Raw genomic sequence first — 24306 nt, 5'->3', positions numbered from 1 at the left:
CGAAGCGCCGCTTGCCTTGCGGGTTTTGTTGGCTTTACCGCTTATTTCAAGGCGTGACCGCAGCCTCGCCCGCCTCAGCCGATGCAGCACCACCGCCAAGCTGGAGCTGGTACATGTCATAGTACTTGCCGCTATGCGCCATCAGCTCGTCATGGTTGCCCCGTTCAACGATCCGCCCGCGGTCCAAAACGAGAATTTGGTCCGCTCCCCGAATAGTCGACAGCCGATGCGCGATAACGAAGGTCGTGCGGCCTTTTTTCAACACATCCAGCGCCGCCTGAATAATCGCTTCCGTCTCGGTATCGATGCTCGCCGTCGCCTCATCCAAGATGAGGATCGCTGGATCATACGCCAGCGCCCGTGCAAATGAGATCAACTGCCGCTGGCCTGCGGACAGCGTCGCGCCTTTCTCGACTACCGGCTCATCGAGACCGCCCGGCAGTTGCATGAACATGTCGTACGCGCCAACGTCGCGCAGCGCTTGCTCGATACGATCACGGCCGATCAACGGGTTATCGAGGCTAACGTTCGACGCAATCGTGCCCGTGAACAGAAACGGATCCTGAAGCACAATGCCCATATGTTGGCGAAGCAGCTGCTTCGGAACGTCCCGCACATCGGTGCCATCCACCTTGATGCTCCCTTTGCCCTGTTCGACATCGTAGAACCGGAATAGCAGATTCAGAATCGAGCTTTTGCCAGAGCCAGTGTGGCCAACCAAAGCAACGGTCTCGCCTTGGCGCGCTTCAAACGTAATGTTGCGCAGAACATACTCGTCGTCCTTATAAGCGAACGATACGCCTTCAAATGCAACTTCGCCTTTGCTGCGCGGCAGGCTGCCAGCCGTAACGTCTGTTCCTTCTTGGTCCAGCAGTTCAAATACCCTTCCTGCCGAAACGCGCGCCGTCTCCAGATTCGAGAGCTGGTTCACGATGCCGACGATCGGCTGGAACATCCGGTTCATATAATCGATGAAGGCGAAGAGAACACCAACCGTTACATACGCACTGAGTTCACCGCCCCAGAAGAGCCAGAGCGTGATAGCGAACAACAGGTTGCGAAGCACGTTCACCAAGTTATGTGACGTAAATGAGTTCAGGCTTAACAGCTTATTCGCATGGTTAAAGTAGTCCTTGTTCAACTCATCAAACTCCGCCATCGTCTTCTTCTGGCGGCGGAACGCTTGGATGATTGGCATCCCTTGAATCGACTCATTGATCATGCCGTTAATATCACTCAGCTTGCTGCGAATCGCTTCGTTAATGCGGCCCGCATACCGCCGATAGATAACCACCCATAGGATGAGAATCGGAACGAGCGGCAACGCAATGAGTGCCAACGTTGGATCAAGCAGGAATAGCGCACCTAGTATCGCTGTCATGTAGATAATGCCCGAGAAGAAGTTCGCTAGAACCGCCACGAACAGCTCGCGTACAGCCTCTGTGTCATTCGTAATGCGGGAAACAACCTTGCCCGCGGGCAAATTATCAAAGTAATGGACCGGCAACCGTTGAATGTGGGCGAAAACATCCTCCCGCATCCGCTGGACGATTCGATTGGAAGTCGTTAACAGCAGCAAGCGCTGCCCGTACGTGAACCCAGCCGCTATAACGAGCAAGCCAAAGTAAGCGCCCGCTGACTTAAGCAGCCTAGGCAGCTCTGGCTTATAGAAGCTGTAAAGCTCGCTTTTGGACAGTTTCACCGCCGGATAAGCTGCTTTCTCTCCTGTCTTGGAAACGATATTCAGCGTGCCGTCGGCCACAGTTCGTGCGCCGTCGATTGCCACGTGGCCGTCTATGAAGTAATAATCACGACCCACTTGGAGGATGCGAACCTCTGTGCCCTTCTGGCCATCAGTGGGGAGCCGGTCCTCCCGCTTATAGTTCTTGCCTTTATACGAGGCGGAGCCGCTCGTTCCAGCCACCTCATACCAAGGCTTCTTCTCGATGCTGAGGATGTTCTGGTCGATCATCCGCTGCGCGACTAATGGACCGACTAGCTCCGAACATACGGCAAGCGCCAATAGCACGAGCGCCAGCACGATTTTGCGCTTATAGAGCATGGCATAACGGAACAGCCGCTTGCCTGTGCCTGCCGGTTTGGTCGTTATCACTTGGTTTTGCATGAATGTGTACACCTTCATTTCTATATCTAAAATACGTCCGGACCGCCGGCCAGCGGCTTGCCCGGGTGACTTGATCTTCGATCATACGGATAGCTAACGCAGTTTCAATCTAAAATGCGTTACTCCGCCTCCGAGGCTTCGCTTTCGCTTATGCTTCCGCAAGCGCCTCCAACTGCTGCCGCTCAAACTGCTCCTTGTACCAGCCGCCTAGCTCCAGCAACTGCTCATGCGTGCCTTCTTCGGTTACGCGCCCGCCATCCAGCACAAGAATCCAATCCGCATGCTGTACAGCCGACAGGCGATGCGTCGTAATGAGTGTCGTTTTGCCAGCTCGTTCCGTTCGAATGCCCTCGATAATTTCGGCTTCCGTACGTGCATCGACGGCAGACAACGCATCGTCGAGCATAAGAATTTCTGGATTGGCGATAAGCGCCCTCGCAATGCTGACCCGCTGCTTCTGTCCGCCGGACAGCGCAACGCCTTTCTCGCCAACCATCGTTTCCAGCCCTTCGGGCAGGAACAAAATATCCTTGGCGAATGAAGCCCGCTCCAACGCACGCTGCAAATCCGCTTCCTCCGCCTCTGCTTTCCCGAATAAGATATTCTCGCGAATTGTACGGGAGAACAAAATCGGCTGCTGCGGCACGTAGCCGACCCAGCCTAACATTTGGTCAACGGCAATATGCTCCAGCGATGTGTCCGAGACGGCAATCGTGCCCGTACCCAGCGGGTATTCCCTTAATAACTGGCGCAGCAACGTTGTCTTGCCGCTGCCAGTCCGCCCGACAACCCCGAGCGTCTGTCCCTGATTAAGGTGGAATGACACCTGTTCGAGGTTATCCACCGCCGAGGATGGATAGCGGAACGTCACGTTATCAAACGTAATCGAATCCGGTGCTGCGACCTGCTTCGGCTGCTCGCTGTCCGCCACGTCCGGGGCATATGCGAGCGTTTCCGTTACGCGGTCGAGGGACGCATTGCCCCGCTGCATAACGTTGATTAGCTCCCCGATGGCGAACATCGGCCAGATCAGCATCCCGAGAAAGATGTTAAACGAAACCAGTTCGCCGAGTGTAATTTGGCTGTGGAAGACGAGATAACCCCCGTAACATAAGCCGATCAAGTAACTAAGCCCAATTAGAATCTTATTCGTCGGCTCGAACAGCGCGTCGACTCGCGACACCTCAATGTTCCGCGCGAGCACTTCCTCCGTCTTCGCCTGGAATCGGCTGCGATCAGCCTCTTCTTGCACATAAGCACGGACTACACGAACGCCAGCAACCGATTCCAGCACTTGGTCGTTTAGCTCGCCGAACGCATTCTGCGCTTTCATAAACCGGTCATGGATACGGCTGCCAAAATACTTCAAAGCCAATGCCAACAGCGGCAGCGGCAATAGCGCAGCCAGCGTTAGCTTCCAGCTGATGAGCACGACCATCATGAACAGAATCGTGACCATGAACAAGGTGGAGTCGACAAGCGTCAAAATGCCGAACCCCGCTGTTGTCGAGATCGCACCCAGGTCGTTGGTCGCGCGAGCCATCAGGTCCCCCGTTCGGTTGCGCTCATAGAAGGTCGGAGTCATGCGCAAAAATTGCTTCATCAGGCGCGTACGAAGCAGGCGCTCCAGCAATATCGCGCCTCCGAACAGCTGATACATCCACACATACGTCATAAAGTAACAAATGACGGTCAAGCCAATCCAAGCGCCAATGACCGCATAAAACGAGCCATCACTGAGACGGCCCTGCTGGATGCCATCAATGGCATAACCGAGCAGCTTCGGCGGGATGACCTCCAAGAAGCCAACAATTGTTAATAAAATAATAGCTACCGCGTAGCGTTTCCGGTGTTCCCGGAAAAACCAACCTAGCTTTCGCAATACGTTTAACATAGGGACAAACCCATCCTTTCCTTGCCGTCCAATCCCATCCGCTAGCGCCAACATAAACACGAAAGGCGCATCGCCCCATTGTGCGATACGCCTTCTCTCCGCCATCAACGAACACCAGTTCGTAGCCAGCGGTGCAAAAAAGGCGCATAATTACGATACGTAATCATGCGCCACGGTAAGTGCGAGTGTCTAAGCTTAGCCCCGTGCGGATGGATTACGTTTCGATTGACCATTGTTCATTCCAGCGTTAGAGAGATGAATAAAATTAATCATGTCGTAATCCTCCTTTCGGTAATTTAAAGCTATTTGCAACTTTACCATCGTTAATAATTGGTGTCAATGGACTTTTTTGATATGCGCGCCGGCCTATTCGTGAAACCCCCGTCTAACCTTGGGAGCGTTTACTTCCGCTCAACAATCGGGTAAGCACCGGATTGACAACTTCCGACAGCACGAGCCCGATCGCGATTGCTCCAGACAGCATGAACGCTTTGGCCGCTAGCGGGAGCGAATCATCATAACGGTTTTCAACGACGCTTCGCATCGCGTCATACGCGACTCCGCCGGGCACGAGCGGGATAATGCCTGCTACGCTGTACACGATAACAGGCGTTCTATAAAGCCGGGCCATCAGCTGGGCGATGACTGTAACAGCGAGCGATGCGGCGAGCGTCGCCGGGACGGCGTCAATCTGGGCATCAAGCAGGACGTAAATGATCCAACCGACCATGCCGGCAAGCCCGCATTGCCCTAGCGTCCTGCGCGGAACGTGGAACAGGATCCCGAACGCTGCCGAAGCCACGAAGCTAGCCGCAGCTTGTCCAGCAAGCGGCAGCATTTTGGTCCACTCCCAGCCTGCTTGTAACATATATGCCATCGCCATTGCCATTGTCCCGCGCCTCCCTTGCATCGTTGTTCAAACCAATTAATATACCGACAGGACGAACGCGATGCCCGTACCGATAGCGAACGCTGTCAGAAACGCTTCGGCCCCTTTCGACAAACCGGACACGAGATGCCCCGCAATCAAATCGCGAACGGCATTGGTCAGAAGCAAGCCAGGAACAAGCGGCATCACGGAACCGATAATAATGCGGTCCAGCTCCTGCCCCAGCCCCGTCTGGACGAACAGGTACGATAATGTGCCGACGACTACAGAAGCTAGAAACTCCGCGAATAGCTTGACCGGCACGACGCGGTGAAACAACAGCATCGCTGCAAACCCGCAGCCGCCTGCCACGAGCGCTGGCAAGAAGTCCGCGAGCGTCCCTTGAAACATCAGCAGGAAACAGCCGCTCGCGAGCGCCGCAGCCGCGATTTGCAGCCACGAACGATATTCCGGCTGCTCCGCCTCGACCTTGCGCAAAAGCTGGCAGGCCTCGTTCGGGGACAGCTCCCCTCTGCCAATCTGGCGGGAAATATCGTTGACGAGCGTTACCTTATGCAGGTCCGTCGACCGTTCCGAAATGCGAATAAGCCGCGTCACCGGCGCAGCGCCATCAATCGCGAACAAGATGCCGGTAGGCGTGACGAAGCTGTGGGAGTCCGGCTTGCCAAAGGCAGCAGCAATGCGCATCATGGTGTCCTCCACGCGATACGTTTCGCCGCCGTTTTGCATCATGATTTTGCCTGCCAACAGGCAGGTTTCCGTGATTCGGTCTAGCGCATGCTGCTGCTCTTTAAGTTCCGGCTGCTCCATCCCCATGCCTCCTTGCCCTTTTGTACGCTTGTTCGCGGCTGTCTGTTTATATCTTCATGCGATTGTATCTTTATGTGTTCACTTCGCTTTTACATCGGTTATTGCGTCGCTTCCAGCGCTATTGCGTGCCGCCTCACTGCGCAAATACCGGGATTCTATTCGCTTCATAACGACGAGTGACAGCACCACCAGCAGCACCACATATAACAGCAGCGCCGGGTTGCGGTAGTACCTGCCTACATCGTGGCCGACTAGCGACACCGCGAACACCATCACAGCTTTGCCCGTGCCAACAGCGAGCAAGAACGAGCGAAACCGCATTCGCGCAATTGCCGCTGCGATATTGACGACGACGAATGGCCCGACGGGAAAAATGCTTAACACAAACACGTAGCTAAATGCGTTGCGCCGCACCCACTGGAGCCCTTTTTGCACCTTCTTCCGCTGTGCGTACCGTTCCAGAAACGGATGTCCGGCAACTTTTCGCGCGATCGCGAACGTAACCAGGCAACCCGCCACAAGCCCTAGCCAGGAATAAAGAAAACCTAGCCATAATCCGTACACCGCCGCGTTTACCCCCACAATAACAAGCGTTGGGAGCGGCGGCACGAACGACTTCATAAATGTTAGACCGATGCCTGGGAGCGGTCCGAACGACCGGTATTTCTCCAGCAAATCGAGTAGCGTATGCTCATCCGTTAACATTTGGACCCATTCCGATATCCCCATCCCTGCAACCTACTTTCATCTCAAGAAACCGCCCCCGATCCCAGGCTCGAATGCCTAGACTTGCAAGCGGCTCTATTTTTCCCTGTCGACTAACAGTTTATGTAAAATAACAGCTAGACTCGACCGGCACAGCGCCGAAACGCTTCCCGCGTCTCCTCCCGCTGGCGAAGCAGTTGTTCCTTCGTCCACGGCCCGCCTTCTGAGGCGGCAAGATCCTGCTCGATAAGGCGAAGCATCCAGAGCGAGAACACAGCTGAAAAAAGGCTGTACTCGCGCAGAAACGCCTCCAGCTTCTTCGGCACGAGCCCTTCTGCCGCCTGCTCCCAATATGCCGTCAGCAGCCGCTCCCATGCTGCATCGTCGACTTGGCGCGGAAACAACGGATGCGCCATATCGATCGCATGATGCAAGTCCCAATAAGGGCTGTTTCGATGCACATGCCCCCAGCCCAGCACGCGGAGCTTGCCGGATGCTCCTGCGGCACTTAAGCTGGCGTTATCGCTGGTGGCTTGCGTCTTGGCGTTATGGCTAACGGGGGAAATCGCGTTGCTTCCGGCGGGGGGAGCAGCATTAACAGGCAAAGCTGTGCTAACGTCCACGCCATAGCTACATGTACCACGGCGATCCGCCGTCCCGTAATTGCCCGCGTGCAAATTGCCATGGCATAGCGCGTAAACGATCACCGGCGGCGCTTGCTTCATCGCATTGCATACGCGCAGAACGAGTGATTCCGCTACGCCGAAAACGAGCGGTTCTTCACTTGCTTCGTGCGCATTGCCCGTATCCGCAGACGTTACTGAACCCCGCCAATCCCAACCAAGCTCCGTCAGCAGGTCAGCCGCCATCTCCACATAATCGGGTTTTTGTCCCCGCTCGGGGCCAAGTGCCATTGCGCCAGTCGGCAGTGCATGCCAACGTGCCATATGGCCAATCAGCTCTAACGCTGCACCCTCCGAGAACCTATGGTCTAGCTCACCTACATCTTCATATACGAGCCAAGCACGCTGTGTATCTTCGCAGGGCAATGCCGCGTTAGATGTTAGCTCGAGCACAGCGCCAATCGCTGCCTCGGGTCCCAATCCGGATTCTGGGCTACTGTCGGGTAACGATGCCGATTCGTCGGCTATTGCCTCTCCGTATGCCAGAAGCTGCGGGCAAATCGAGGGAGCAGCCAGTGCCGCTACAACCTTCCCGTACACCTTGGCCTCCCTCGCCGCCTGCGCGATGCCAGCTGTCGTTTTCAAAACCACACTTCCGCCAGACATCAAATAAAGCCGCTCCACCGTGCTGCCTTTCGGCCCGCTGTACAGCAGCTCTCTCCTCGCAATTCGGTCATCGCGAACCGTACCGTCCGCCGCTATGTAATCTGTCTTGTTCGGCACCATGAGCCTCTCATCCGTTCCTCTGTGATATGCCCCTATTGTAGCATAAGCTGCACCGGGCGTAGGAACAATTGGGCGAGGGGCTTGCGAATCGATAGGGCAGGTTTTCCTGCCCTATTCCACCAGTTCGCTCTCCATGCCAAAAAGGCATCCCTCCACCTATTCGGCAATTGGGACACCTTACACTGAGCAGGCCAGACCGCGCCATGCAGTATCTTGCCGCACGCTGCGGGCAGCGCGCTACTGGGCGTCATGGCGCCCATAAGCTTTGGCGAACGACATCATCCGCCGATAGGCGGCCGGGTCAATCCGCTTGAGCGGATGAAACTGCGGATGGTTCGAGTTCACTTCGAGCACCCACAGCCGCTCTTCACGGTCGTAGGCGAAGTCGATGCCCATCTCGCGCATGCCCTGCTTCTTGCGGCTCAGCAGTTGGGCCACTTCCAGCGCCTTAGCAGCCAGCGTTTCTGTTTTCGAGACGATGCGCGCATCGTCGTACCCTTTTTCTTGCCACAATCGGTTTAGGGTCCAAATCTGTCCGCCCTGATAATAGTTGGTCACAATACGCCCCGCCGCCCCGACCTTGACCATGAAGCCCGTACACGTCCACGGCCCGCCTGGCTTGCGCTGCACCATCGCACGGATGTCGTAGGGCAGGCTGCCCTCACCGACGCTGTCGATGGCAACGGCTTCTTGAATAATCATCGGCGATGCGCTGCGCCGCTTCAATGCCTTATAACAATCTTTAAGGTTCGCATACGTGTGCTTCACTTGCTTGCGCCACTGCGTTGCATGTAGCGTATACCCGCCATCCGAACGCGCCAGCTTGTTCACGCCAATGCCCATCGAACCAATGTCTGGCTTCACATATACAACGGCATGCTGGTCTAGCATCTCTTGCAAATGGTTCATCGTCAGCGCCCTAGTTTGGGGCACAAGCGGCTGCAGCACGGCATCGCTTGCGAGATACCGGCACACCCGTTTCTTGCCCCAGATTGCGGCGCTTTTATACGTTTTGGCATGCATATCGCTCACCTCAAGCTACCCTATGCATCGCTAGAAAAAGCAGCTTGTGCGATTCACGCACAGCAGGTGCACATTGTTTTGGCGCATGGGCGCTAAGGCGTTGCTTCTTTCACCGTATCTACTTCTATTGCCGGAATGATATACCGATCGATAAGCTCACGCGCTTTCCATTCCTCACTCGAGTCAGGATCAGACGTGACGACGACAACCAAATCGAGATCCGGAACGACGAGAATCAGTTGGTCGCCATACCCTTCCGCAGCAAAACTGCTGTGCTTAGCGCCATCAGCCGTCTTCACCGTTCCAAGCCAGAACAAATAGCCATATCCCCCAGCCCGGTCCGGCTTCACTTGATCCTTAATCGACTCCTCCACCCAATCCTTCGGCACAAGCTGCTGCCCTTGCCACTGGCCCTGCTTGAGATACAAGTACCCGAACCTCGCCATGTCGCGGGGACGCATTGACACCCCCGTCCCCCCAACACTAATGCCTTGAGGATCCTGGTCCCACGCGTATTGCGTAATCCCTAACGGGGCCAACAAATGTTGTTCAGCATAAGCAGCAGTAGACATCCCCGAAACGTTCGTAATCGCTGCTGATAGCAAATGTGTTAGTCCCGTATTATAGCCAAATACAGCGCCCGGCTTATCCGTAATCGGTTGCTCGACGACATGCTGTACCCAGTTCGGGCTTCTCGAAAAAGCGCTAAAGTCCGCATCAACCGCCCCCAAGCCTCCCGTCAACGTTAGCAAATGCTTAAGAGCCAGCGGCTGCTTCAACGCTTCGCCCGCCGCCTCCGGCAGCAAGCCGGCAACTGGCTCATACACATTCGTGAACAGGCCGTCATGGATCGCGATGCCCGTTAACGCGGATAGGATGCTTTTGCTCACCGAGTACACGCCTGCCGTGTCTTCTGCGCTTCGATTATGGTAATACTGCTCGACGACAACATGGCCATGCCGGATGACGAGCAAGCTATACATCCTCTGGTGTTCGGCTTTCACCACGCTTTCCAATTGCAACAGCAGCGTTTCATTCATCCCTTCCGCCGCTGGCGTCGACGGCTGCCAGAAGTCGTCGGCTACATCTTGGGCTTGCAATAAAGCCGCCTGCCCCGATCCATCGGCTGCCGTTGCCATCGTTCCTGTCGCTCCCTCTTGTTGCCCCGGTGCGAGTTCCGCCGTCTCCCTCTCTATGGTTTGGTCCCTGCCGGTGCAGCCGGACAACACAGTTGCAAGTGACAATGCAGCAACGAGCATAGCAGCATGCAGCCGCTTTTTCTCTTTTTGGCGCATGGTGAACCCCCCTTTTTTATACAGCCATGCTATTCTATTCGTTTAATAAATAGGTAAAACCTTCTATATAAAACAATGATTGCTGTAACAAATCAAGCCAAATTTCTACAATAAACGCATTTGCCACGCAACAAAGGGCCTCACCTAAAGTTCCGCTCCGTGCCATTGGAATAACGAATAAATCCATCCCACGGCTATACCTTATAGAACGTGACTTTAAGGAGAGAATGCTATGCAACCTTTACGCTTCCGGCCGGATGGGTCATTTCGCATCGTACAATTCACTGATTTGCATTGGCAAAATGACGAGGTTAACGATGCCCGCAGCCGCGTTCTCATGGATCAAATCATTGTGGAAGAGCAGCCCGATCTCATCGTATTCACAGGCGATATGATTCACTGCGAGTACGTTCAAGACCATCGCGCCGCTTTCATGAACGCTGTTGCTGCAGCATCAGACCGGCATATGCCATGGGCGTTCGTCTTCGGCAATCATGATGCCGAGACAGGAATTACGAAAGAGCAAATGACAACAGCCGCACAAAGATTGCCGGGCTGTGCCGTACCGTTGCAGCAAGCTGCATGCGGAATTGGCAACTATGACTTGCCTATCATCGGAAAAGATGGCACAGCTCACGCTGTGCTCTATATGCTCGATTCCGGCAGCTACGCGCCGTCCACAATCGGGGCTGCCGCTTGGATTTCACGGGAACAGATTGACTGGTATGTTCAGGCGTCGAAGCAGAGAGCAGCTGCCAACGGCGGAATTCCGCTGCCTGCGCTTGCTTTTTTCCATATTCCATTGCCGGAATTTCAGCAGTTATGGGATTTTCACACCTGCTATGGCTTTAACTATGAGGGAGTTGGCAGCCCACGGCTGAACTCGGGCATGTTCACAGCGATGGCAGAGCGTGGCGATGTTCGTGGCGTATTCGTCGGGCATGACCATCTCAATGATTATTGGGGGACACTGCATGGCATCCGGCTCTGTTATGGCCGTGCGACCGGCTTCAGTGGCTATGGGCAAGAAGATATGCCGCGCGGCGCGCGCCTGATTGAGCTCTATGAAGACGATCGGCCGTTCATGACATGGCTTCGGCTGGAGAATGGGGAGCGGATCGATGCACAGCCGGTTCATCGTCCCGTGTTTGAGGATTTATCTGTTCAAATTATGAAGCGGCTGCTGCCATAGCCTTAAAAAATAGAATTATATGGGTTATATACATGTTCTATTGACATTGATATTAATTCTCATTATCATGATACTTGAAATACGAGCCTGCGGGCGGATTCACATGGGACACCATGACGACAACTACAGATACTCAGGGGGCTACTACAGCATGTTTAACAAGAAATTCGGCAAACTTAGCATTTTATTAATGGGAATTCTCATCCTGACGATGTTCCTTGCTGCTTGCGGCGATAAGGAAAAAGCGTCGGATAGCGACAAAAGCACAACTGAAACGGTGCAAGGCGCAGATACGGAAAAAACGGATGAAAACAAAGCAGACGAAACAAAAGCTGCAGAACCAAAAGTTGTTACGGACGCAATGGGCCACCAAGTAACGATTCCAGCGAATCCGCAAAAGGTTCTCGGCTCATACCTAGAAGACCATCTTGTCGCACTCGGCGTAAAACCAGTTGCGCAATGGTCGGTTTCCAACGGCATTCAAGATTACTTGCAAACGAGCGGGCTCGAAGGAGTTCCAACACTCGGTTGGGATATGCCAGTCGAGCAAGTTATTAGCTTGTCTCCGGACCTGATTATCATCGGCCTGGAATCAGCTGTTGAGAAAGGCCTTTACGACCAATATAGCAAAATCGCTCCAACATACGTTCTAGGCGCAGAAGTTAATAACAACTGGCGCGCAGCTCTCACCAAAATCGGCGAATTGCTGAATAAATCGGACGAAGCGGCTAAAGAACTTGCAGATTACGAGGCAAAAGCAACCGAAGCCAAAGGTAAGCTAAAAGCGGCGATCGGTGATCAATCTGCTGCTGTTCTCTGGCTGGTTGGCGGCAAATTCTATATCGTCGACGAGACGCGTTCGAGCGGCGAAGTATTGTACAAGGATTTGGGCATGGCACAACCAAACATTGTAAAAGAGCTGCCTGCTGACCAAAAGGCAAACTGGAATGCGATTTCGGCTGAGAAACTGGCTGAACTGGACGCGGACCATATCTTCCTGATCAACAGCGACACAGCAGCTGCAGATTCCGCATTGAACCAGAACACGTGGAAGAACCTGAAGGCTGTTAAAGCCGGCCACCTCTACGAGCTTGCTCCATCGAGCAGCTGGCTGTACAGCGGCTACATCGCTAACCAACAAATCATCGACGATGCGCTCAAGGCGCTTGTGAAGTAATTTAGAGAAGCTGTTATGCAAAAGCACCCTTAGGATCACGGCTCGACTAACCCAGATGGGTTATATCGGCCTGATGCTGAGGGTGCTTTTTGGGGATGCCATGCTTGGTGGCTATATGGCGCGCATGTACGCCACCACTACATAATGCTGCCTATGGCGCTTAAACAAGCCTGTCGCTTGCGAGGCTGCGGCTTGCAGCGGTGCCGACACCTGCGATGGCAAGCCTGCGCCTGCGGCACTTGCCCTGTGGCATGTGACACCGACACCTGCGATACTCCACTCCACCACGCCTGCAGCATGCGACGCCAACACCTGCGATACTTGCCGCGCCTGCAGCATGCAAGATTGCATGATTGCACTTTGTACAATGGGAGTAGGGCAGGTGTCGCTTAAAGCGGCACTTCATTGCAGTCTGTACAATGAGAACTCGCCTCTTTGCTCCCAAACTTCGCTTTTAGCACGATATGCATTGCTGCCATTGTACCAGATACAATCAGACCACTTGCAGGAGGGATAGACGGCTGATGTCATTGCACGTTCTGCAATGGCATGGGCTATTTCTTGCTCAATTTGCTCCAACCGCCTACGCTAAGACACATAGGGCAGATTTCTCTGCCCTATTCCGCACATTTGCTCGCCCGCTACTCGCCCGGCTCTTCAGCCAACCGCTGCTGCGCCAAACGGATCATCTCGCGGACCATGGAGCCGCCGATCTTGCCTCCGACACGTCCAGCAGATTCCGTCGTCAATTGGCCGTTATCGCCATGCGAGAGCGGAACGCCGAGCGATTGTGCAACCTCGTACTTAACGTCATCGGGCCGAGATGGATCAACAGCATAGCCTTCGCGCCGCATGACCTCGCTTTTAAATGCATTCATGCCCTGGCGCGCCTCTGGCACGAGTAACCGATTGCGGTTTCTTCGGCTCATTCCCTCACCTCCCCGCTATAAGATGCCTGCTATTGCTACCATCTCCAAGCGAAGCTGTTTTATGTGCGCCATATCGAGGCAAAAGCAGAAGACCACCCTATGGGACCCTATGGGACCCTATGGGACAGCCATCTTCTATGCTCTATTCTAAATTTGCTGCTGCCGATTAGCCGCGAGGCTTCTCCCCATCGCCATCCCCAACTCCATCGATGGCGCAGCCATCATCCGTGCATACGCCGGCAGGTGCGCTGCCTGTATTCACGAGCTGAATCGGATTCGCATCCTCCCACGCTTGCTCCAACACCTGCAGGAATACCTCTGGCGGCTGTGCGCCCGACACAGCATACTTGCGATTGATGACGTAGAACGGCACGCCGCGTACGCCCAACTCATTCGCTTCCTGCTCTTCCGCTCGAACCGCATCTGCGAATCGTCCCGATTTCAGCGCTTCCGCCGCTTCTTCGCGATCGAGCCCTGCTTCTTCGGCGATATCGACCAACGTCGCATGGTCGCCCAGATGTTTGGAATCGCTAAAGTACGCGCGGAGCAACAGCTCCGTCACTTCCGAACGTTTGCCGTAATGGGCGCCAAAATGCGATAGCCGATGCGCATCGAATGTGTTCGTTAGCACCAGCGTGTCAAACCGGAAATCGAGGCCAACCTGTGCGGCTTGCTCGCTGAGATTCGCATTCATTTCAATCGCCTTCTCACGCGTCATGCCGTACTTCGATGCCAGCATGTCATGCACATCATGTGGAATATGAACGTCAGCGTCCGGCGCAAGCTCGAAGCTTCGATAGACGACATCAATATGCTGCTTATGCGCGAACCGCTCCAGCCCCGCCTCCAACCGGCGTTTCCCAATATAACAGAATGGGCAAGCAAAATCAGACCATACTTCAATTTGCATAAGTACCTTTACTCCTCTCTCTTGCTGTCCTTATTAGGTTGCTTACAAATTAATTAACAAAACGATGGCCGCCAGAATGAAAAGTACAACCGCTGGCATCGTTTCTTTGGCCGAATCCTTCGCACGAACATGGACCAATGCTGCTACAAGCATCGTCAATGCCAGCAGCAAGCCGCCCCATAGGGACCAACCGTTGCCGTCCGCCCAGATGCCCACGATAATAACCACTGCCGATACGACCTGGTAAAATCCCGTAAACACACGGAACCACTGTGGCAGCCCCAGCTTGCGAAAATTCTCCACATGCATTTTAACGCCGGACATCTTCATTATGCCTGCCATCAAAAACATCAATCCGAGCAAAGCTGAAATTATAATCGATACGACGTTCACAATCATTTGCCCCCTCACGTGTTCGTACATACTGAGCTGAAATCAAGCACAGTAAACCACAAAATAAAAGCAGCCAATAGTGACTGCAACGATTACAAGCACATTATAATTCAGCCGCTTACTTTTTACAAGCCGTAAAATCAACCTGCCGCATCACATCGTCCACCGTAAATTGGCGCAAGTATTCAATCGTATGCTGCTCCGCTTGTCCCATAATGGACTCCAGCACGCTGTCTAGCTGCTGGCCAGCTGCTCCGCATCCGCCTTCTTCGCCATCCGGAATAGCCCCTTGCTCCGCACCGCATTCCGATTTTACGGCCAGATATACGTCTGCCAGCGTAATGTCAGCAGGTGATTTGCGCAGCAAGTAGCCGCCATCGCGCCCTTCCTTCGCCTCCACCATGCCCGCTTGCACGAGATGGACCATAATGCGCCGCAGGAAAGTCGCGTGCGAGTTCACTTGGCCTGCCATCATAGCGCTCGACACGACGCATCCGCTCTGTGACAGCCATACTAACGCATGCACGGCTATGCCAAAACGAGGAGGCCCTGGTATGCTGCGATTCGTTGTACTCATCCATCCCCACTCCTTCTCGAAAGTAATAGGGCGCCCGCTCCGGAGACGCCCCTTTTGCCACTATTATATCGCTAATGATAGGACGAAGGCTAGCTCACTGCGACTCGCTCTCCAATCTATGCCCCACGTCCACTAAATGGAGAAACCTTCATCCCGCGTAATCCAGCACGGCGTCCCAGCCCCACTGCTCATAATAATTATCGCCGGGATCAATGCCGCTGATCCATACTGCTCCTGGTTTTCCAGCCTTGCCTGCAACCCAAACATTCGCTTTGAGCCCGTCGTATCGCACCCACGATAGCTGCTGTCCTGGCAATACAATCGGATCATACTCGCCAACTGCTGCTGCCCCGGCGGTAAGAGGGCGCTGCTTGCCGCTTGCGACATCAACAGCTACTAAGGAAGGGCGCATGCGTTTTGCTGGATCATTGCTGAATGGGCTCTCCACCGTCTGCGAAACGATGATGGACTGGCCGCCATTCCATGAGAAATCGCCTGCCACTTTCCCTTGCGGCGTATAGGCGGCAGGCTGTGAAGTTGGGGCCTTAAGCACCTTCAGCTGCTTGTTGGATGTTGCCTCTCGCCCAACGCCTCCAATGTAAGCCAAGGATTCGCCAATAGGCGACCACTGAATCCATTGCTCGTGGTTGACCATTTCGTCCACCTTGCGGAACACTTTGCCATCAGCAGACAAGAGACATAAAGTATTGCCATCTGCCGACAACGAGGCTGTTGGCGTCGCTAAGAAAGCGAACCATTTGCCGTTAGCCGACCACTTGAACGTGCTTGTTCCTACAGCGAAGAAATCATCCGACTGTTGCGGCAGCGTGTACAATATTGTAGCCGGTCCAACCGAGCCCGTAGCTGATATCGGAATACGAAGCAGGCGCACTTGCGTCCAGTTGCTTTGCCCATCCAATATCTTAGCTTGCGTAGACGCAAGCATCCCGCTTCCGTCCGGCAACCAAGCGAAGTTGCTCATTTCCCGGGCAATCTGTGTAGGCTTGGAAGGGGATTTAGCATCCACCACGAACAAAACGCCATTTTGCAAATAAGCAAGCCTGTTCTTGTCCGGCGACCAAGCGAATCGATCAACCGGCTTGACGACTTGATGCTCCGCTCCCTTGCTGATCTCGATCAACCGCAGCTGTTGGCTGCCCATCTCGCCCCTCGTATACGCGATCCATTGCCCATCAGGGGACCACCGCGGATAACGAACCGCTGCTGCTCCCGTCCCTCCGGGCACGAGCTGCCGCTCTTTGCCTGCAATTTTCGCCCATAAGCTCCCGCCTCGAATGAAAGCCGCATTCGGCACTGTGTGCTTGGATCTGATGCTCGGAAGCGTAGCGCCTTCCGTCTGGACGGCCACCGCCTTATTGTTTCCGGTCCCTGCCGCAGCTCCTATCGTTCCCGTTAACATGCTAACCAGCGAAACCAACGTAACGCCGAGGTATAGCACCACTCGCATCATAGCAAAGCCTCCTTGCATAATTGTCATTGCAGTTAACTTCCAGACCGAAACTGCTCCGGCGTCGTGCCGACTGATTTTTCGAATGCCCGATAGAACTGGCTAGCGCTCGAAAACCCCAGCCTAAAACTTATTTCCGTCACGGTATATGCGGTTTTGGCTAGCAATTGCTTGGCCTGCTCCATACGCAAATAAAGCACGTACTGATAAGGCGTGAACCCCGTTGCATTTTTGAATGAGCGGATAAAATGAAACCGGCTTTGCAGTGCAATAGCAGCCATCGAGTCGATGTCCAACTGATCGGTATAATGCGAATGAACATATTCCAGCACCCGGGCGATATGAGGATCAACAGCGCCCCACGAATGGGAATGCTGCCTCATAACCTCCAGCGATTTATTATCCGCTAACAGCCCTTGAAGGTCGCCCAATACCCGAAACTCCGTCTCTTCGGCAGCTAATTGGTCCAATTCATCCGCTTCAAACATCGTCGAGGTCCACTGGCGAAAACAACGTGTAATAACCGCCGGCGCAAAATGATGATGAATCGCCTGCTCGTCGCGCCTAATATCCATCAATGGCTTCAGGCGCTCATCCTTCACGACAACGATAATAACGCCGGCCTGGTCGTTCATATGAAAGTTGTGCCGGTCCCGGGGATGCAGCAGCAATCCCTCGCCGGCCGATAACGCCATTTGCTTATTTTCATGCGTAAAATGGCATGTCCCATGCGTCGTTATCGTCAGCTGATAGTCCGATTCATGCGCATGAGGCACGTTCTCGAACTGATTGACGATTTTGTGCAGCTCCAGCTGCGGCAGCTTGATTTGCATATGCATCGATAGTCTTGCCTCCTCTGACGGCTGCGTACCCGTGATTGTTGCTCGATTCCCGCAATTATCGCGATGGCATCGGTTCCTCTTATCAGGTAGCATAAAAACAAATGATAAGCTGCACCTGATACATGAAAGGATGATCGCTTTATGTCACAAGCCACGGCGTTAACCGCCACCAATCCCACTCGTACAGCCATGACCGTATTATTCGGCGTGAGCGCGGCACATCTGCTCAATGATGCAATGCAGAATGTCGTTCCTGCTGTATTCCCGATGTTTCAAGAGAATCTGCACTTAAGCTTTGCCCAAATCGGATGGATCGCCTTCACGCTAAACATTACGGCCTCGATTCTCCAGCCCTTAATTGGATATTACACGGATCGGCGCCCAATGCCAATGCTCTTGCCGCTGGGAATGGTATTTACGCTGCTCGGCATGATTGGGCTGGCGCTATCCCCGTCACTGGCCTACTTGCTTCTGTCGTCTGCGCTCATCGGCGTCGGCTCCTCGGTGCTGCATCCCGAATCTTCGCGCGTTGCCCATATGGCTGCCGGCAAAGGCAAAGGCTTTGCACAGTCTATTTTCCAAGTAGGCGGCAATACCGGGCAGGCGCTAGCGCCACTTATGGTCGCTTATATCATTAGCCCAATTGGGCAGTACGGCTTTCTCTGGTTTACCTTGCTTGCCGTTATCGGCATCGTAATCCAAGCGAAGATCGGCCAGTGGTATCGAGCCAAAACGAAGGAAATGACGCGTGCCAAAGCCCGTGTCGCAAACGCATCAGCCAGCCGCTTCAGCAAAGGCTTTATCGCTTTCGTGCTGGGCATTCTCGTGTTGATGCTCTTCTCCAAATTCGTGTATCTCTCTAGCATGAGCGGTTATTATTCTTTTTATTTCATGGACAAATACCATCTGCCACTCGAACGGGCGCAGCTATGCCTCTTCGCGCTTCAGTTCGCCGGCATGGCCGGCACGTTCATCGGCGGTCCGCTGGCTGACAAGATCGGCCGGCAGAAGGTCATCTGGTTCTCTATTCTCGGCACTGCACCATTCTCGCTGCTGCTGCCGTATGCTAGCCCGCTAGGTGCAGTGCTGCTGTGCTTGGCCATCGGTCTCATTCTGATGTCGGGCTTCTCTGTCATCATCGTCTATGCACAAGAGCTGCTGCCGGGCCATGTTGGCACAATCGCCGGCCTATTCTTCGGCATTTCGTTCGGCTTGGGCGGACTCGGCTCCGTCGTCATGGGCTCCTTAATCGACACGCATGGCGTGGACTACATGATCAAACTTTCGGCGTTCCTACCACTGCTGGGGCTATTCGCACTGCTGCTGCCGAAGGATTCCGTCATTATGAGTGGCGGGAAGAAGTAGGCTGTGATGGGCTAAAGCCGCTTCGTCGATCGATTCACACACCGGCACACCTCGCTGCTCCAAGCACGTGATGTGCCGAGTGCGTTGGCGGCCAATCACACATTACCGTGAACATCTACGCCCTCGTCATTGCAGTTTATACAATGAGACAGCGCCCACACTTCCGTATAACTCGCTATTGTTGTAATTCGTGCAATGGCAAAATGCCCTAACCGTGCATTTCCCACCTTTTTAACCAGTAACTTTCCTTACGCATTGTACAAAATACAATGACAGCGCCCATTTCCGGCACTTAAGCCGCTCCCATTGTATGAACTGCAATGGGAGCGGCTTAAGTGCCGTTACTTGAACCGCGAACGTTCGCAGCATAATGGCTTGGATTGCTACTGTTTGCAGCATAACTGCTCGGATCCCGGCTGTCCGCCGGAGCGCACATGCGCTCCACCTCAAAAAGGGGATGTCCCTAAGCCGTCAAGCGGCTAGGAACATCCCCTTTTCACTTCCCTCTTACTCCGTCGGCGCCTGCCCGGCTCCGCTATCTTTATGCGCAGCAACGAATTGTACCGCCTCGTAGACCATCGCCGCGGCTTGCTCGCGCGTTACGATCGCCTTCGGCTTGAAGTTGCCGTCGGCGTCCAGCGACGTCAGCTTATACAACAGCGCGCGCTGAATGGCGCCTTGATAAGCCACGGTCAAATCAGCTTCATCATTAATGTTGATATACATTTTGATCAGCGGATACTGCCCCGTCTTCTCCAGCCCCTGCACGAGCCAATAAGCGAACTGCTCGCGTGTCAGCGGCTGCTTCGGATCGATGTCGGCCGGAATGTCCAGCCCGTTGGCTTTGGCGATAACAAAATCATCCGCATACCAAGCCGTATTGCTCACGTTGCTGAAGTACCCTTCCGCCGTTGGCGCTTGGTTAAAATCGATCGCTGCCAAGCTAAGCTGCATGCTTCTGACGATTAACGAGACGCCCTGCGCGCCAGACAATGAAGCTGTCGGCTGGAATTCCTCCTCCGTCACACCGTGCACGATTCCTTGCGCTTGGAGCGCTTCAATCTGGGACTGCGCACTGCTGCCGCCAATATCAGTGAACGGTGCCGCAGCGAAAGCATGCCCGTTGCTTAGCGGTGCAAGAAGTGCTAGTGTAAGTGCTGCTGCTATCATCGTTTTTTTCATCATCCATTCCCCTTAGTCTTGATGTAGTGTATGCGTGTCGCATGGATTCTTCCATTCTAACGTGCCTCCCCATCAAAATGTTGCAAGCCAGGCTTATTTCTCTAATCCCACTCCCATCTGTGCTGTTACACACTCGGGTTAAATTGTAAGAACTCGAAAAAAAACAGCCCCAAACCGAAGTTCGGGGCTGTTTCTATAGGTAGCTGAGTACTACAGTTTTACAACGTTCTCAGCTTGTGGTCCACGGTTGCCTTGAGCGATTGTGAACTCAACGCGTTGGCCTTCGTCCAACGTTTTGAAGCCGTCGCCTTGGATAGCGCTGAAGTGAACGAATACGTCGCTGCCGCCTTCAACTTCGATGAAACCGAAACCTTTTTCTGCGTTGAACCATTTAACTGTACCTTGTTGCATGTGTATTACCTCCAAAAAGTGTGATGTTGATCATAAAGAAAAAAATTCACATATTGCAAAAGGTTGCATCGCACAAATGTTCACCTTTTGTAATATGTGAATTAAGGTTTTAATTTATGAGCATCTGTAGTATAACACACTCCGCTCAAGAAAGCCAACCCGTTTATGAAAACGTTTAATTGTAAATTTTAGGTTAACGATGTGCGCTAGTTTTTATACACGTAAATGCGTGTCCGATGCCTATCACGGCACGTAATGACGCGCTCCGGATTCCATCCGGGCATCGCGAAGCACACGCTTATAACGCAAGCGCCGGGGGCGAGCTGCCGCTCTAGCAATGGACGAAGCCGAGCCATCGCACCCGGATATAGATAGCAGACGATCGCATCTACCTGGCCAAACGGATACGCATACAAGTCGCTTCTCTCGAACGTTACATTCCGATAAACCATAAAACACGCGGCTGCTTTAGCAAACAGGTATGGGATGCGCGAGTTTTCTACGCCGATAATGCGCCATCCTGTGCATTGCTTTGCTATGTACATCGCCAAGGTGCCCCAGCCGGAGCCCGCTTCGACAAGCGTACCACGAGAGCCGATCCGGCTCAGCTCAGCTGCAACAGCTCGCCGGACTGGTGCAGAGGATGGCATTGGCGTGATGCCATTGCGCAAGCTTCGATACACAATGGAGACAACCGCTAGCAAGGCAAGAGCAATTGCTAATCCGTATGTATAGGGCCAGGCCGTAGATTCCATTAGGGTAACTCCTTCATCGTCACGCCCAATCTAGTTAGGGGCTATACAATGAAGCATACCATTATCCGGTGTTTGCAGAAACCCACGGCACCGCACCGCCCCTCATCCCCTGGCTTGAAACCACCGTTCCAGTATGTCCCGCATGGCGTCACGCCCTTCGGCAAGCTGCCGGTGGCGGTGGCCATTCGCGCCCGACGGATGCGGGAAGCCCCATAAGCATGCATCGCCATCGAGCTCCCCCTCCTCAGCCAACAGCCGCAGCACTCCCTCAACCGTCTTCCCTAGAGGAATCATTAAGGCAGGCCCGGTTAAGGAACGCAGCTCCTCAAGCATGAAGAATAGCGCCCGTTCCTTCAAAAACGCATTCGCCAACAGCGGCGGCCGCGTTCCTGTATAGTTGCTTCCCTCGAAAAATACGGGATATTTTAACAACGAAATCGAATGCAAGAGCTCTTGGCGTTCCTTGAACAAAGCGGCACAATCATCGATCTGCATATAATGCTGGAGCCCCAGTTCGTTGAGCATCGCAATCAAGTTCGTTCGCATCGGTCCAGCGAACCGTGCGGCTTCCTTCGTTCTGCGGAATATCTCTTCATCCGGGGCCCCTTCCGCCATCGCCTGGCGTGCTGTCTCATAAGCGATTCGCATCTGGGTCCAGCCTGGGGTTATGCCGATAATGAGCACCGTTGCTTCCGGGTTTACATGCTCGTTGTGCGGGGCGTAATACATCTCTAGCTTCCCGCTCTGCTCGACGCGAAACGCTTGCGCCAACAGGTCTTCTTTCGTTAACGCCCTGCCAACAGGCAGCTCTGCTATTAGCGGTTTATAGCCAGACCAGAGCTTCACCAACCGCTCGCTTAGAACCGGGACAGGCAAGCTGCTGGCAAGGCCAATGCCGTCGCTGCTAGTCATGGCTTCACCTCAATGTCGAATGGAATCGTCACCACTTCTCCTCGATATTGGAATTGCCCCCACACCCGGTATTTCCCGCCCGCAGGGAATTCCGCATGAAACATCACATTCGAGCCTTGGCTCATCTCCGTAACCGCATGCGTGTGGACGTACTGGTCGCCATTCTCGTTCAAAATAACGCAATGCCCCGACGTGCCTAAATACGGCTCTAATACAAGAGGCTCGCCCGTCCGCTCATCTTTCAAATGGAATTCCATCATCACCATCTGCCCCGCCTCTAGCGATTGGGCGTCTGGCATCATCGACAGCGAAGCCGTCACGCCGCTGACCGTTCGCTGCAGCGGCTCCTGCGGAGCAAGCTTCTGGTCCGTATGGCCTTCGCCAACAACGTTCAGCCACTCCCTAGTTACCGTAACGGGCTGATCATCCGGCATAAACTCCTGTATGAGCAGAAAATCGCCGCCGAACGGGAAGTTCGCCGTCACCTTGAACAATCCATTGCCCACATAATCAGGATGAATATGTGTGAATGAGGATAAATCTTCACTTACGACCATCAGGTGCATCAGCTTCGTCATATCTTCTGTAAAGGTTTGCACCGGCTTTCCTGCACGGTCCCGCACTTGCAACGACAGCGCGATATCGGTGCCACTTGTTAGCGGCTTGTTGCCGTCCACCGCCAACACCTCCACCTTGTAACCGTGATCCGACACATTCGCCATGCCGCCCTGTTGGAGCGCGTGCAGCAAACCGCGGGTAGGCGGATCGATATCGACGTTGCCCATGCTGCTGCCCGAGCAGCCACCGAGCAGTAACGCCATGCCTAAGACAGCGGCCAACACGCCTTGCTTGCGCCAACTCCTTTTATGCTTCATGCTGCTCTGTATCCGGCATCTTCGGCGGAACCGACAGCAGGCTCAGTGCAAGCGATGCGAGCGCAGCGCTAACAATCGCGCCGGTCCACAGCTCCGTATCCCAGCCGATGCGGTCGGTTAATTCAAGCACAAGGAAATAAAAGCTCCATAATACAATCGGCACGGCCAGCGCGAACATCCGCATCGCCCCAATCCGCTGGTCACTTGGGCGCATCAAGCGATACAGCACATCGGCTACAATGCCCGCGGCGAAGCCGATTACGATTGCAGGGAAATTTTCAAAACCATCCAGCACGCTCATCATAACAGTAAGTGCCGTGAATAATGCCGTAATAGTGCCTTTAGGCAACACCCACCGCTTAATGAGCAGAAATACAGGGAGCATGAATTGAATCGTATTCAGTATGATAAACGTTACGCCGCGCGTCGCGTTCACTTCCATAATGTGCATAGAATAGAACTGGTTCATGTACCACTCCGTCGTTTTCAACCCTGCCAAGTTATACCGAAACGTCCATGCGTACATCAAGAAGAAACTAACGATTCCCAACGTAAAAGCAACCGACAACAGCACGGGCGTGAATACCCGCCATGTTGGCTTGGCCAACCCCGCGTCATTCCATGCAGCACGGAACGGGCTCGCAAGAATTAACAGCCCGCCCACCAGCAGCATAAGATGCGAGGGGCTCAGCAGTGCCGCAATATCTTGCTCAATGCCGAAAATAATATGCCACATCATATCGCTTAACCCACCGAGGAGAAAAATAGCGACGCCTATTAAACCAACGCTATAGCCATCGGGAATCGCCTTCAACCAAGGAAGCCCAGTCTTTCGTTTCGATTCGTAGGTCAACCAGGCCATCCAGCACGCCGATGCTAGGAAACCAGAATAGAGCAGCGCATGCCACGGGGTGAAAAATGACTCAGGCACATTATGGTTATGCGCATACCCATCTACAAAAATTCCGCTAACTAACCACAAGGCAAAACCAATTGTCATGTAGTGCCGCCCTATCGAAATGCGCGGCGCACGGGCGGCTCCTGCCAGCCCCGCTGCTGCCGTCTGCGCCTGTGGCGCTCGTTGTGCCTTTTCCTGATGCGTTTGCGAATGCAGGCGTGATTGAACCACTCGCTTAACCTCCTCTTGAGCATGTGATTGACTAACGGG

At 53.9% G+C, this 24306-nt stretch carries 25 protein-coding genes; 3 read left to right on the top strand and 22 right to left on the bottom strand.

The features are described 5' to 3' along the window. Positions 1-46: 46 nt before the first annotated feature. The 8 genes from GON22_RS15205 to GON22_RS15170 form a co-directional block, all read right to left on the bottom strand. Complete coding sequence (locus GON22_RS15205; RefSeq protein ID WP_160396945.1) at positions 47-2125, bottom strand: ABC transporter ATP-binding protein; 2079 nt, start codon at positions 2123-2125, stop codon at positions 47-49. Between the two features lie 148 nt (positions 2126-2273). Then, positions 2274-4019, bottom strand: a complete 1746-nt coding sequence (locus GON22_RS15200; protein ID WP_160396972.1) for an ABC transporter ATP-binding protein — start codon at positions 4017-4019, stop codon at positions 2274-2276. 385 nt (positions 4020-4404) lie between these two features. Further along, positions 4405-4908 (bottom strand): threonine/serine exporter family protein, encoded by a 504-nt coding sequence (locus GON22_RS15195; RefSeq protein ID WP_442954379.1) that lies wholly within the window; start codon positions 4906-4908, stop codon positions 4405-4407. Between the two features lie 36 nt (positions 4909-4944). Then, entirely contained in the window at positions 4945-5718 is a 774-nt protein-coding gene (locus tag GON22_RS15190; protein ID WP_160396944.1) for a threonine/serine exporter family protein, read from the bottom strand. 78 nt (positions 5719-5796) lie between these two features. Then, entirely contained in the window at positions 5797-6447 is a 651-nt protein-coding gene (locus GON22_RS15185; protein WP_160396943.1) for a TVP38/TMEM64 family protein, read from the bottom strand. A gap of 113 nt (positions 6448-6560) precedes the next feature. Beyond that, on the bottom strand, positions 6561-7832 hold the full coding sequence (locus GON22_RS15180; RefSeq protein ID WP_160396942.1) for a hypothetical protein: 1272 nt from the start codon (positions 7830-7832) through the stop codon (positions 6561-6563). Between the two features lie 237 nt (positions 7833-8069). Next, the gene (locus GON22_RS15175; RefSeq protein ID WP_160396970.1) at positions 8070-8855 is read right to left on the bottom strand and encodes a YheC/YheD family protein; all 786 of its coding nucleotides are present in this window, start codon (positions 8853-8855) and stop codon (positions 8070-8072) included. A gap of 92 nt (positions 8856-8947) precedes the next feature. Next, complete coding sequence (locus tag GON22_RS15170; RefSeq protein ID WP_160396941.1) at positions 8948-10150, bottom strand: serine hydrolase domain-containing protein; 1203 nt, start codon at positions 10148-10150, stop codon at positions 8948-8950. Between the two features lie 232 nt (positions 10151-10382). Here GON22_RS15170 and GON22_RS15165 point away from each other — a divergent pair, with 232 nt between their 5' ends. Both GON22_RS15165 and GON22_RS15160 read left to right on the top strand, forming a co-directional pair. After that, positions 10383-11342: a metallophosphoesterase family protein gene (locus tag GON22_RS15165; RefSeq protein WP_160396940.1), complete on the top strand. Its 960-nt coding sequence runs from the start codon at positions 10383-10385 to the stop codon at positions 11340-11342. Positions 11343-11493: 151 nt separating this feature from the next. Continuing rightward, complete coding sequence (locus GON22_RS15160) at positions 11494-12519, top strand: ABC transporter substrate-binding protein (protein WP_160396939.1); 1026 nt, start codon at positions 11494-11496, stop codon at positions 12517-12519. 111 nt (positions 12520-12630) lie between these two features. Here GON22_RS15160 and GON22_RS15155 read toward each other — a convergent pair whose 3' ends face one another. The 7 genes from GON22_RS15155 to GON22_RS15125 form a co-directional block, all read right to left on the bottom strand. Then, positions 12631-12870: a hypothetical protein gene (locus GON22_RS15155; RefSeq protein ID WP_160396938.1), complete on the bottom strand. Its 240-nt coding sequence runs from the start codon at positions 12868-12870 to the stop codon at positions 12631-12633. Positions 12871-13160: 290 nt separating this feature from the next. Continuing rightward, the gene (locus GON22_RS15150; protein ID WP_160396937.1) at positions 13161-13448 is read right to left on the bottom strand and encodes an alpha/beta-type small acid-soluble spore protein; all 288 of its coding nucleotides are present in this window, start codon (positions 13446-13448) and stop codon (positions 13161-13163) included. Positions 13449-13614: 166 nt separating this feature from the next. Then, positions 13615-14358: a DsbA family oxidoreductase gene (locus GON22_RS15145; RefSeq protein WP_160396936.1), complete on the bottom strand. Its 744-nt coding sequence runs from the start codon at positions 14356-14358 to the stop codon at positions 13615-13617. Between the two features lie 42 nt (positions 14359-14400). Then, positions 14401-14751: a DoxX family protein gene (locus GON22_RS15140; RefSeq protein ID WP_160396935.1), complete on the bottom strand. Its 351-nt coding sequence runs from the start codon at positions 14749-14751 to the stop codon at positions 14401-14403. Between the two features lie 118 nt (positions 14752-14869). Further along, the gene (locus tag GON22_RS15135) at positions 14870-15328 is read right to left on the bottom strand and encodes an RrF2 family transcriptional regulator (RefSeq protein ID WP_160396934.1); all 459 of its coding nucleotides are present in this window, start codon (positions 15326-15328) and stop codon (positions 14870-14872) included. A 148-nt stretch (positions 15329-15476) separates the two neighbouring features. Beyond that, positions 15477-16799 carry a PD40 domain-containing protein gene (locus tag GON22_RS15130; protein WP_160396933.1) on the bottom strand — a complete coding sequence of 441 codons (1323 nt, stop codon included), beginning with the start codon at positions 16797-16799 and terminating at the stop codon, positions 15477-15479. Between the two features lie 32 nt (positions 16800-16831). Then, positions 16832-17635, bottom strand: a complete 804-nt coding sequence (locus GON22_RS15125) for an AraC family transcriptional regulator (RefSeq protein WP_160396932.1) — start codon at positions 17633-17635, stop codon at positions 16832-16834. A gap of 144 nt (positions 17636-17779) precedes the next feature. Here GON22_RS15125 and GON22_RS15120 point away from each other — a divergent pair, with 144 nt between their 5' ends. Further along, positions 17780-19003 (top strand): MFS transporter, encoded by a 1224-nt coding sequence (locus GON22_RS15120; protein WP_160396931.1) that lies wholly within the window; start codon positions 17780-17782, stop codon positions 19001-19003. A gap of 231 nt (positions 19004-19234) precedes the next feature. Here GON22_RS15120 and GON22_RS15115 read toward each other — a convergent pair whose 3' ends face one another. From GON22_RS15115 to GON22_RS15085, 7 genes are all read right to left on the bottom strand, one after another. Beyond that, positions 19235-19402 (bottom strand): hypothetical protein, encoded by a 168-nt coding sequence (locus GON22_RS15115; protein ID WP_160396930.1) that lies wholly within the window; start codon positions 19400-19402, stop codon positions 19235-19237. A 108-nt stretch (positions 19403-19510) separates the two neighbouring features. Beyond that, positions 19511-20185, bottom strand: coding sequence for an S-layer homology domain-containing protein (locus GON22_RS15110; RefSeq protein ID WP_237179173.1), 675 nt, complete (start codon positions 20183-20185; stop codon positions 19511-19513). Positions 20186-20395: 210 nt separating this feature from the next. Continuing rightward, entirely contained in the window at positions 20396-20596 is a 201-nt protein-coding gene (locus GON22_RS15105; protein WP_006040622.1) for a cold-shock protein, read from the bottom strand. A 206-nt stretch (positions 20597-20802) separates the two neighbouring features. Continuing rightward, the gene (locus tag GON22_RS15100; RefSeq protein WP_160396928.1) at positions 20803-21351 is read right to left on the bottom strand and encodes a class I SAM-dependent methyltransferase; all 549 of its coding nucleotides are present in this window, start codon (positions 21349-21351) and stop codon (positions 20803-20805) included. A gap of 102 nt (positions 21352-21453) precedes the next feature. After that, positions 21454-22263, bottom strand: a complete 810-nt coding sequence (locus tag GON22_RS15095; RefSeq protein WP_202113253.1) for a hypothetical protein — start codon at positions 22261-22263, stop codon at positions 21454-21456. After that, the gene (locus GON22_RS15090) at positions 22260-23138 is read right to left on the bottom strand and encodes a hypothetical protein (RefSeq protein ID WP_160396927.1); all 879 of its coding nucleotides are present in this window, start codon (positions 23136-23138) and stop codon (positions 22260-22262) included. Before GON22_RS15090 ends, GON22_RS15095 begins: the two co-directional genes overlap by 4 nt. Beyond that, positions 23128-24267, bottom strand: coding sequence for a hypothetical protein (locus GON22_RS15085; RefSeq protein ID WP_160396926.1), 1140 nt, complete (start codon positions 24265-24267; stop codon positions 23128-23130). The genes GON22_RS15090 and GON22_RS15085 overlap by 11 nt, the downstream gene beginning before the upstream one ends. Positions 24268-24306: the final 39 nt, after the last annotated feature.

This window comes from Paenibacillus sp. MMS18-CY102, from assembly GCF_009789195.1.
GTDB lineage: Bacteria > Bacillota > Bacilli > Paenibacillales > Paenibacillaceae > Paenibacillus_T.
This window is presented reverse-complemented; position numbering and strand designations above follow the sequence as displayed.

Bases quoted from the DNA above. Each gene is read 5' to 3' on its own strand.
- GON22_RS15205 (WP_160396945.1), bottom strand. From the start codon at position 2,125: ATGCAAAACCAAGTGATAACGACCAAACCGGCAGGCACAGGCAAGCGG.
- GON22_RS15200 (WP_160396972.1), bottom strand. From the start codon at position 4,019: ATGTTAAACGTATTGCGAAAGCTAGGTTGGTTTTTCCGGGAACACCGG.
- GON22_RS15195 (WP_442954379.1), bottom strand. From the start codon at position 4,908: ATGGCAATGGCGATGGCATATATGTTACAAGCAGGCTGGGAGTGGACC.
- GON22_RS15190 (WP_160396944.1), bottom strand. From the start codon at position 5,718: ATGGAGCAGCCGGAACTTAAAGAGCAGCAGCATGCGCTAGACCGAATC.
- GON22_RS15185 (WP_160396943.1), bottom strand. From the start codon at position 6,447: ATGGGGATATCGGAATGGGTCCAAATGTTAACGGATGAGCATACGCTA.
- GON22_RS15180 (WP_160396942.1), bottom strand. From the start codon at position 7,832: ATGGTGCCGAACAAGACAGATTACATAGCGGCGGACGGTACGGTTCGC.
- GON22_RS15175 (WP_160396970.1), bottom strand. From the start codon at position 8,855: ATGCATGCCAAAACGTATAAAAGCGCCGCAATCTGGGGCAAGAAACGG.
- GON22_RS15170 (WP_160396941.1), bottom strand. From the start codon at position 10,150: ATGCGCCAAAAAGAGAAAAAGCGGCTGCATGCTGCTATGCTCGTTGCT.
- GON22_RS15165 (WP_160396940.1), top strand. From the start codon at position 10,383: ATGCAACCTTTACGCTTCCGGCCGGATGGGTCATTTCGCATCGTACAA.
- GON22_RS15160 (WP_160396939.1), top strand. From the start codon at position 11,494: ATGTTTAACAAGAAATTCGGCAAACTTAGCATTTTATTAATGGGAATT.
- GON22_RS15155 (WP_160396938.1), bottom strand. From the start codon at position 12,870: ATGCAATCTTGCATGCTGCAGGCGCGGCAAGTATCGCAGGTGTTGGCG.
- GON22_RS15150 (WP_160396937.1), bottom strand. From the start codon at position 13,448: ATGAGCCGAAGAAACCGCAATCGGTTACTCGTGCCAGAGGCGCGCCAG.
- GON22_RS15145 (WP_160396936.1), bottom strand. From the start codon at position 14,358: ATGCAAATTGAAGTATGGTCTGATTTTGCTTGCCCATTCTGTTATATT.
- GON22_RS15135 (WP_160396934.1), bottom strand. From the start codon at position 15,328: ATGAGTACAACGAATCGCAGCATACCAGGGCCTCCTCGTTTTGGCATA.
- GON22_RS15130 (WP_160396933.1), bottom strand. From the start codon at position 16,799: ATGATGCGAGTGGTGCTATACCTCGGCGTTACGTTGGTTTCGCTGGTT.
- GON22_RS15125 (WP_160396932.1), bottom strand. From the start codon at position 17,635: ATGCATATGCAAATCAAGCTGCCGCAGCTGGAGCTGCACAAAATCGTC.
- GON22_RS15120 (WP_160396931.1), top strand. From the start codon at position 17,780: ATGTCACAAGCCACGGCGTTAACCGCCACCAATCCCACTCGTACAGCC.
- GON22_RS15115 (WP_160396930.1), bottom strand. From the start codon at position 19,402: ATGCTGCAAACAGTAGCAATCCAAGCCATTATGCTGCGAACGTTCGCG.
- GON22_RS15110 (WP_237179173.1), bottom strand. From the start codon at position 20,185: ATGAAAAAAACGATGATAGCAGCAGCACTTACACTAGCACTTCTTGCA.
- GON22_RS15105 (WP_006040622.1), bottom strand. From the start codon at position 20,596: ATGCAACAAGGTACAGTTAAATGGTTCAACGCAGAAAAAGGTTTCGGT.
- GON22_RS15100 (WP_160396928.1), bottom strand. From the start codon at position 21,351: ATGGAATCTACGGCCTGGCCCTATACATACGGATTAGCAATTGCTCTT.
- GON22_RS15095 (WP_202113253.1), bottom strand. From the start codon at position 22,263: ATGACTAGCAGCGACGGCATTGGCCTTGCCAGCAGCTTGCCTGTCCCG.
- GON22_RS15090 (WP_160396927.1), bottom strand. From the start codon at position 23,138: ATGAAGCATAAAAGGAGTTGGCGCAAGCAAGGCGTGTTGGCCGCTGTC.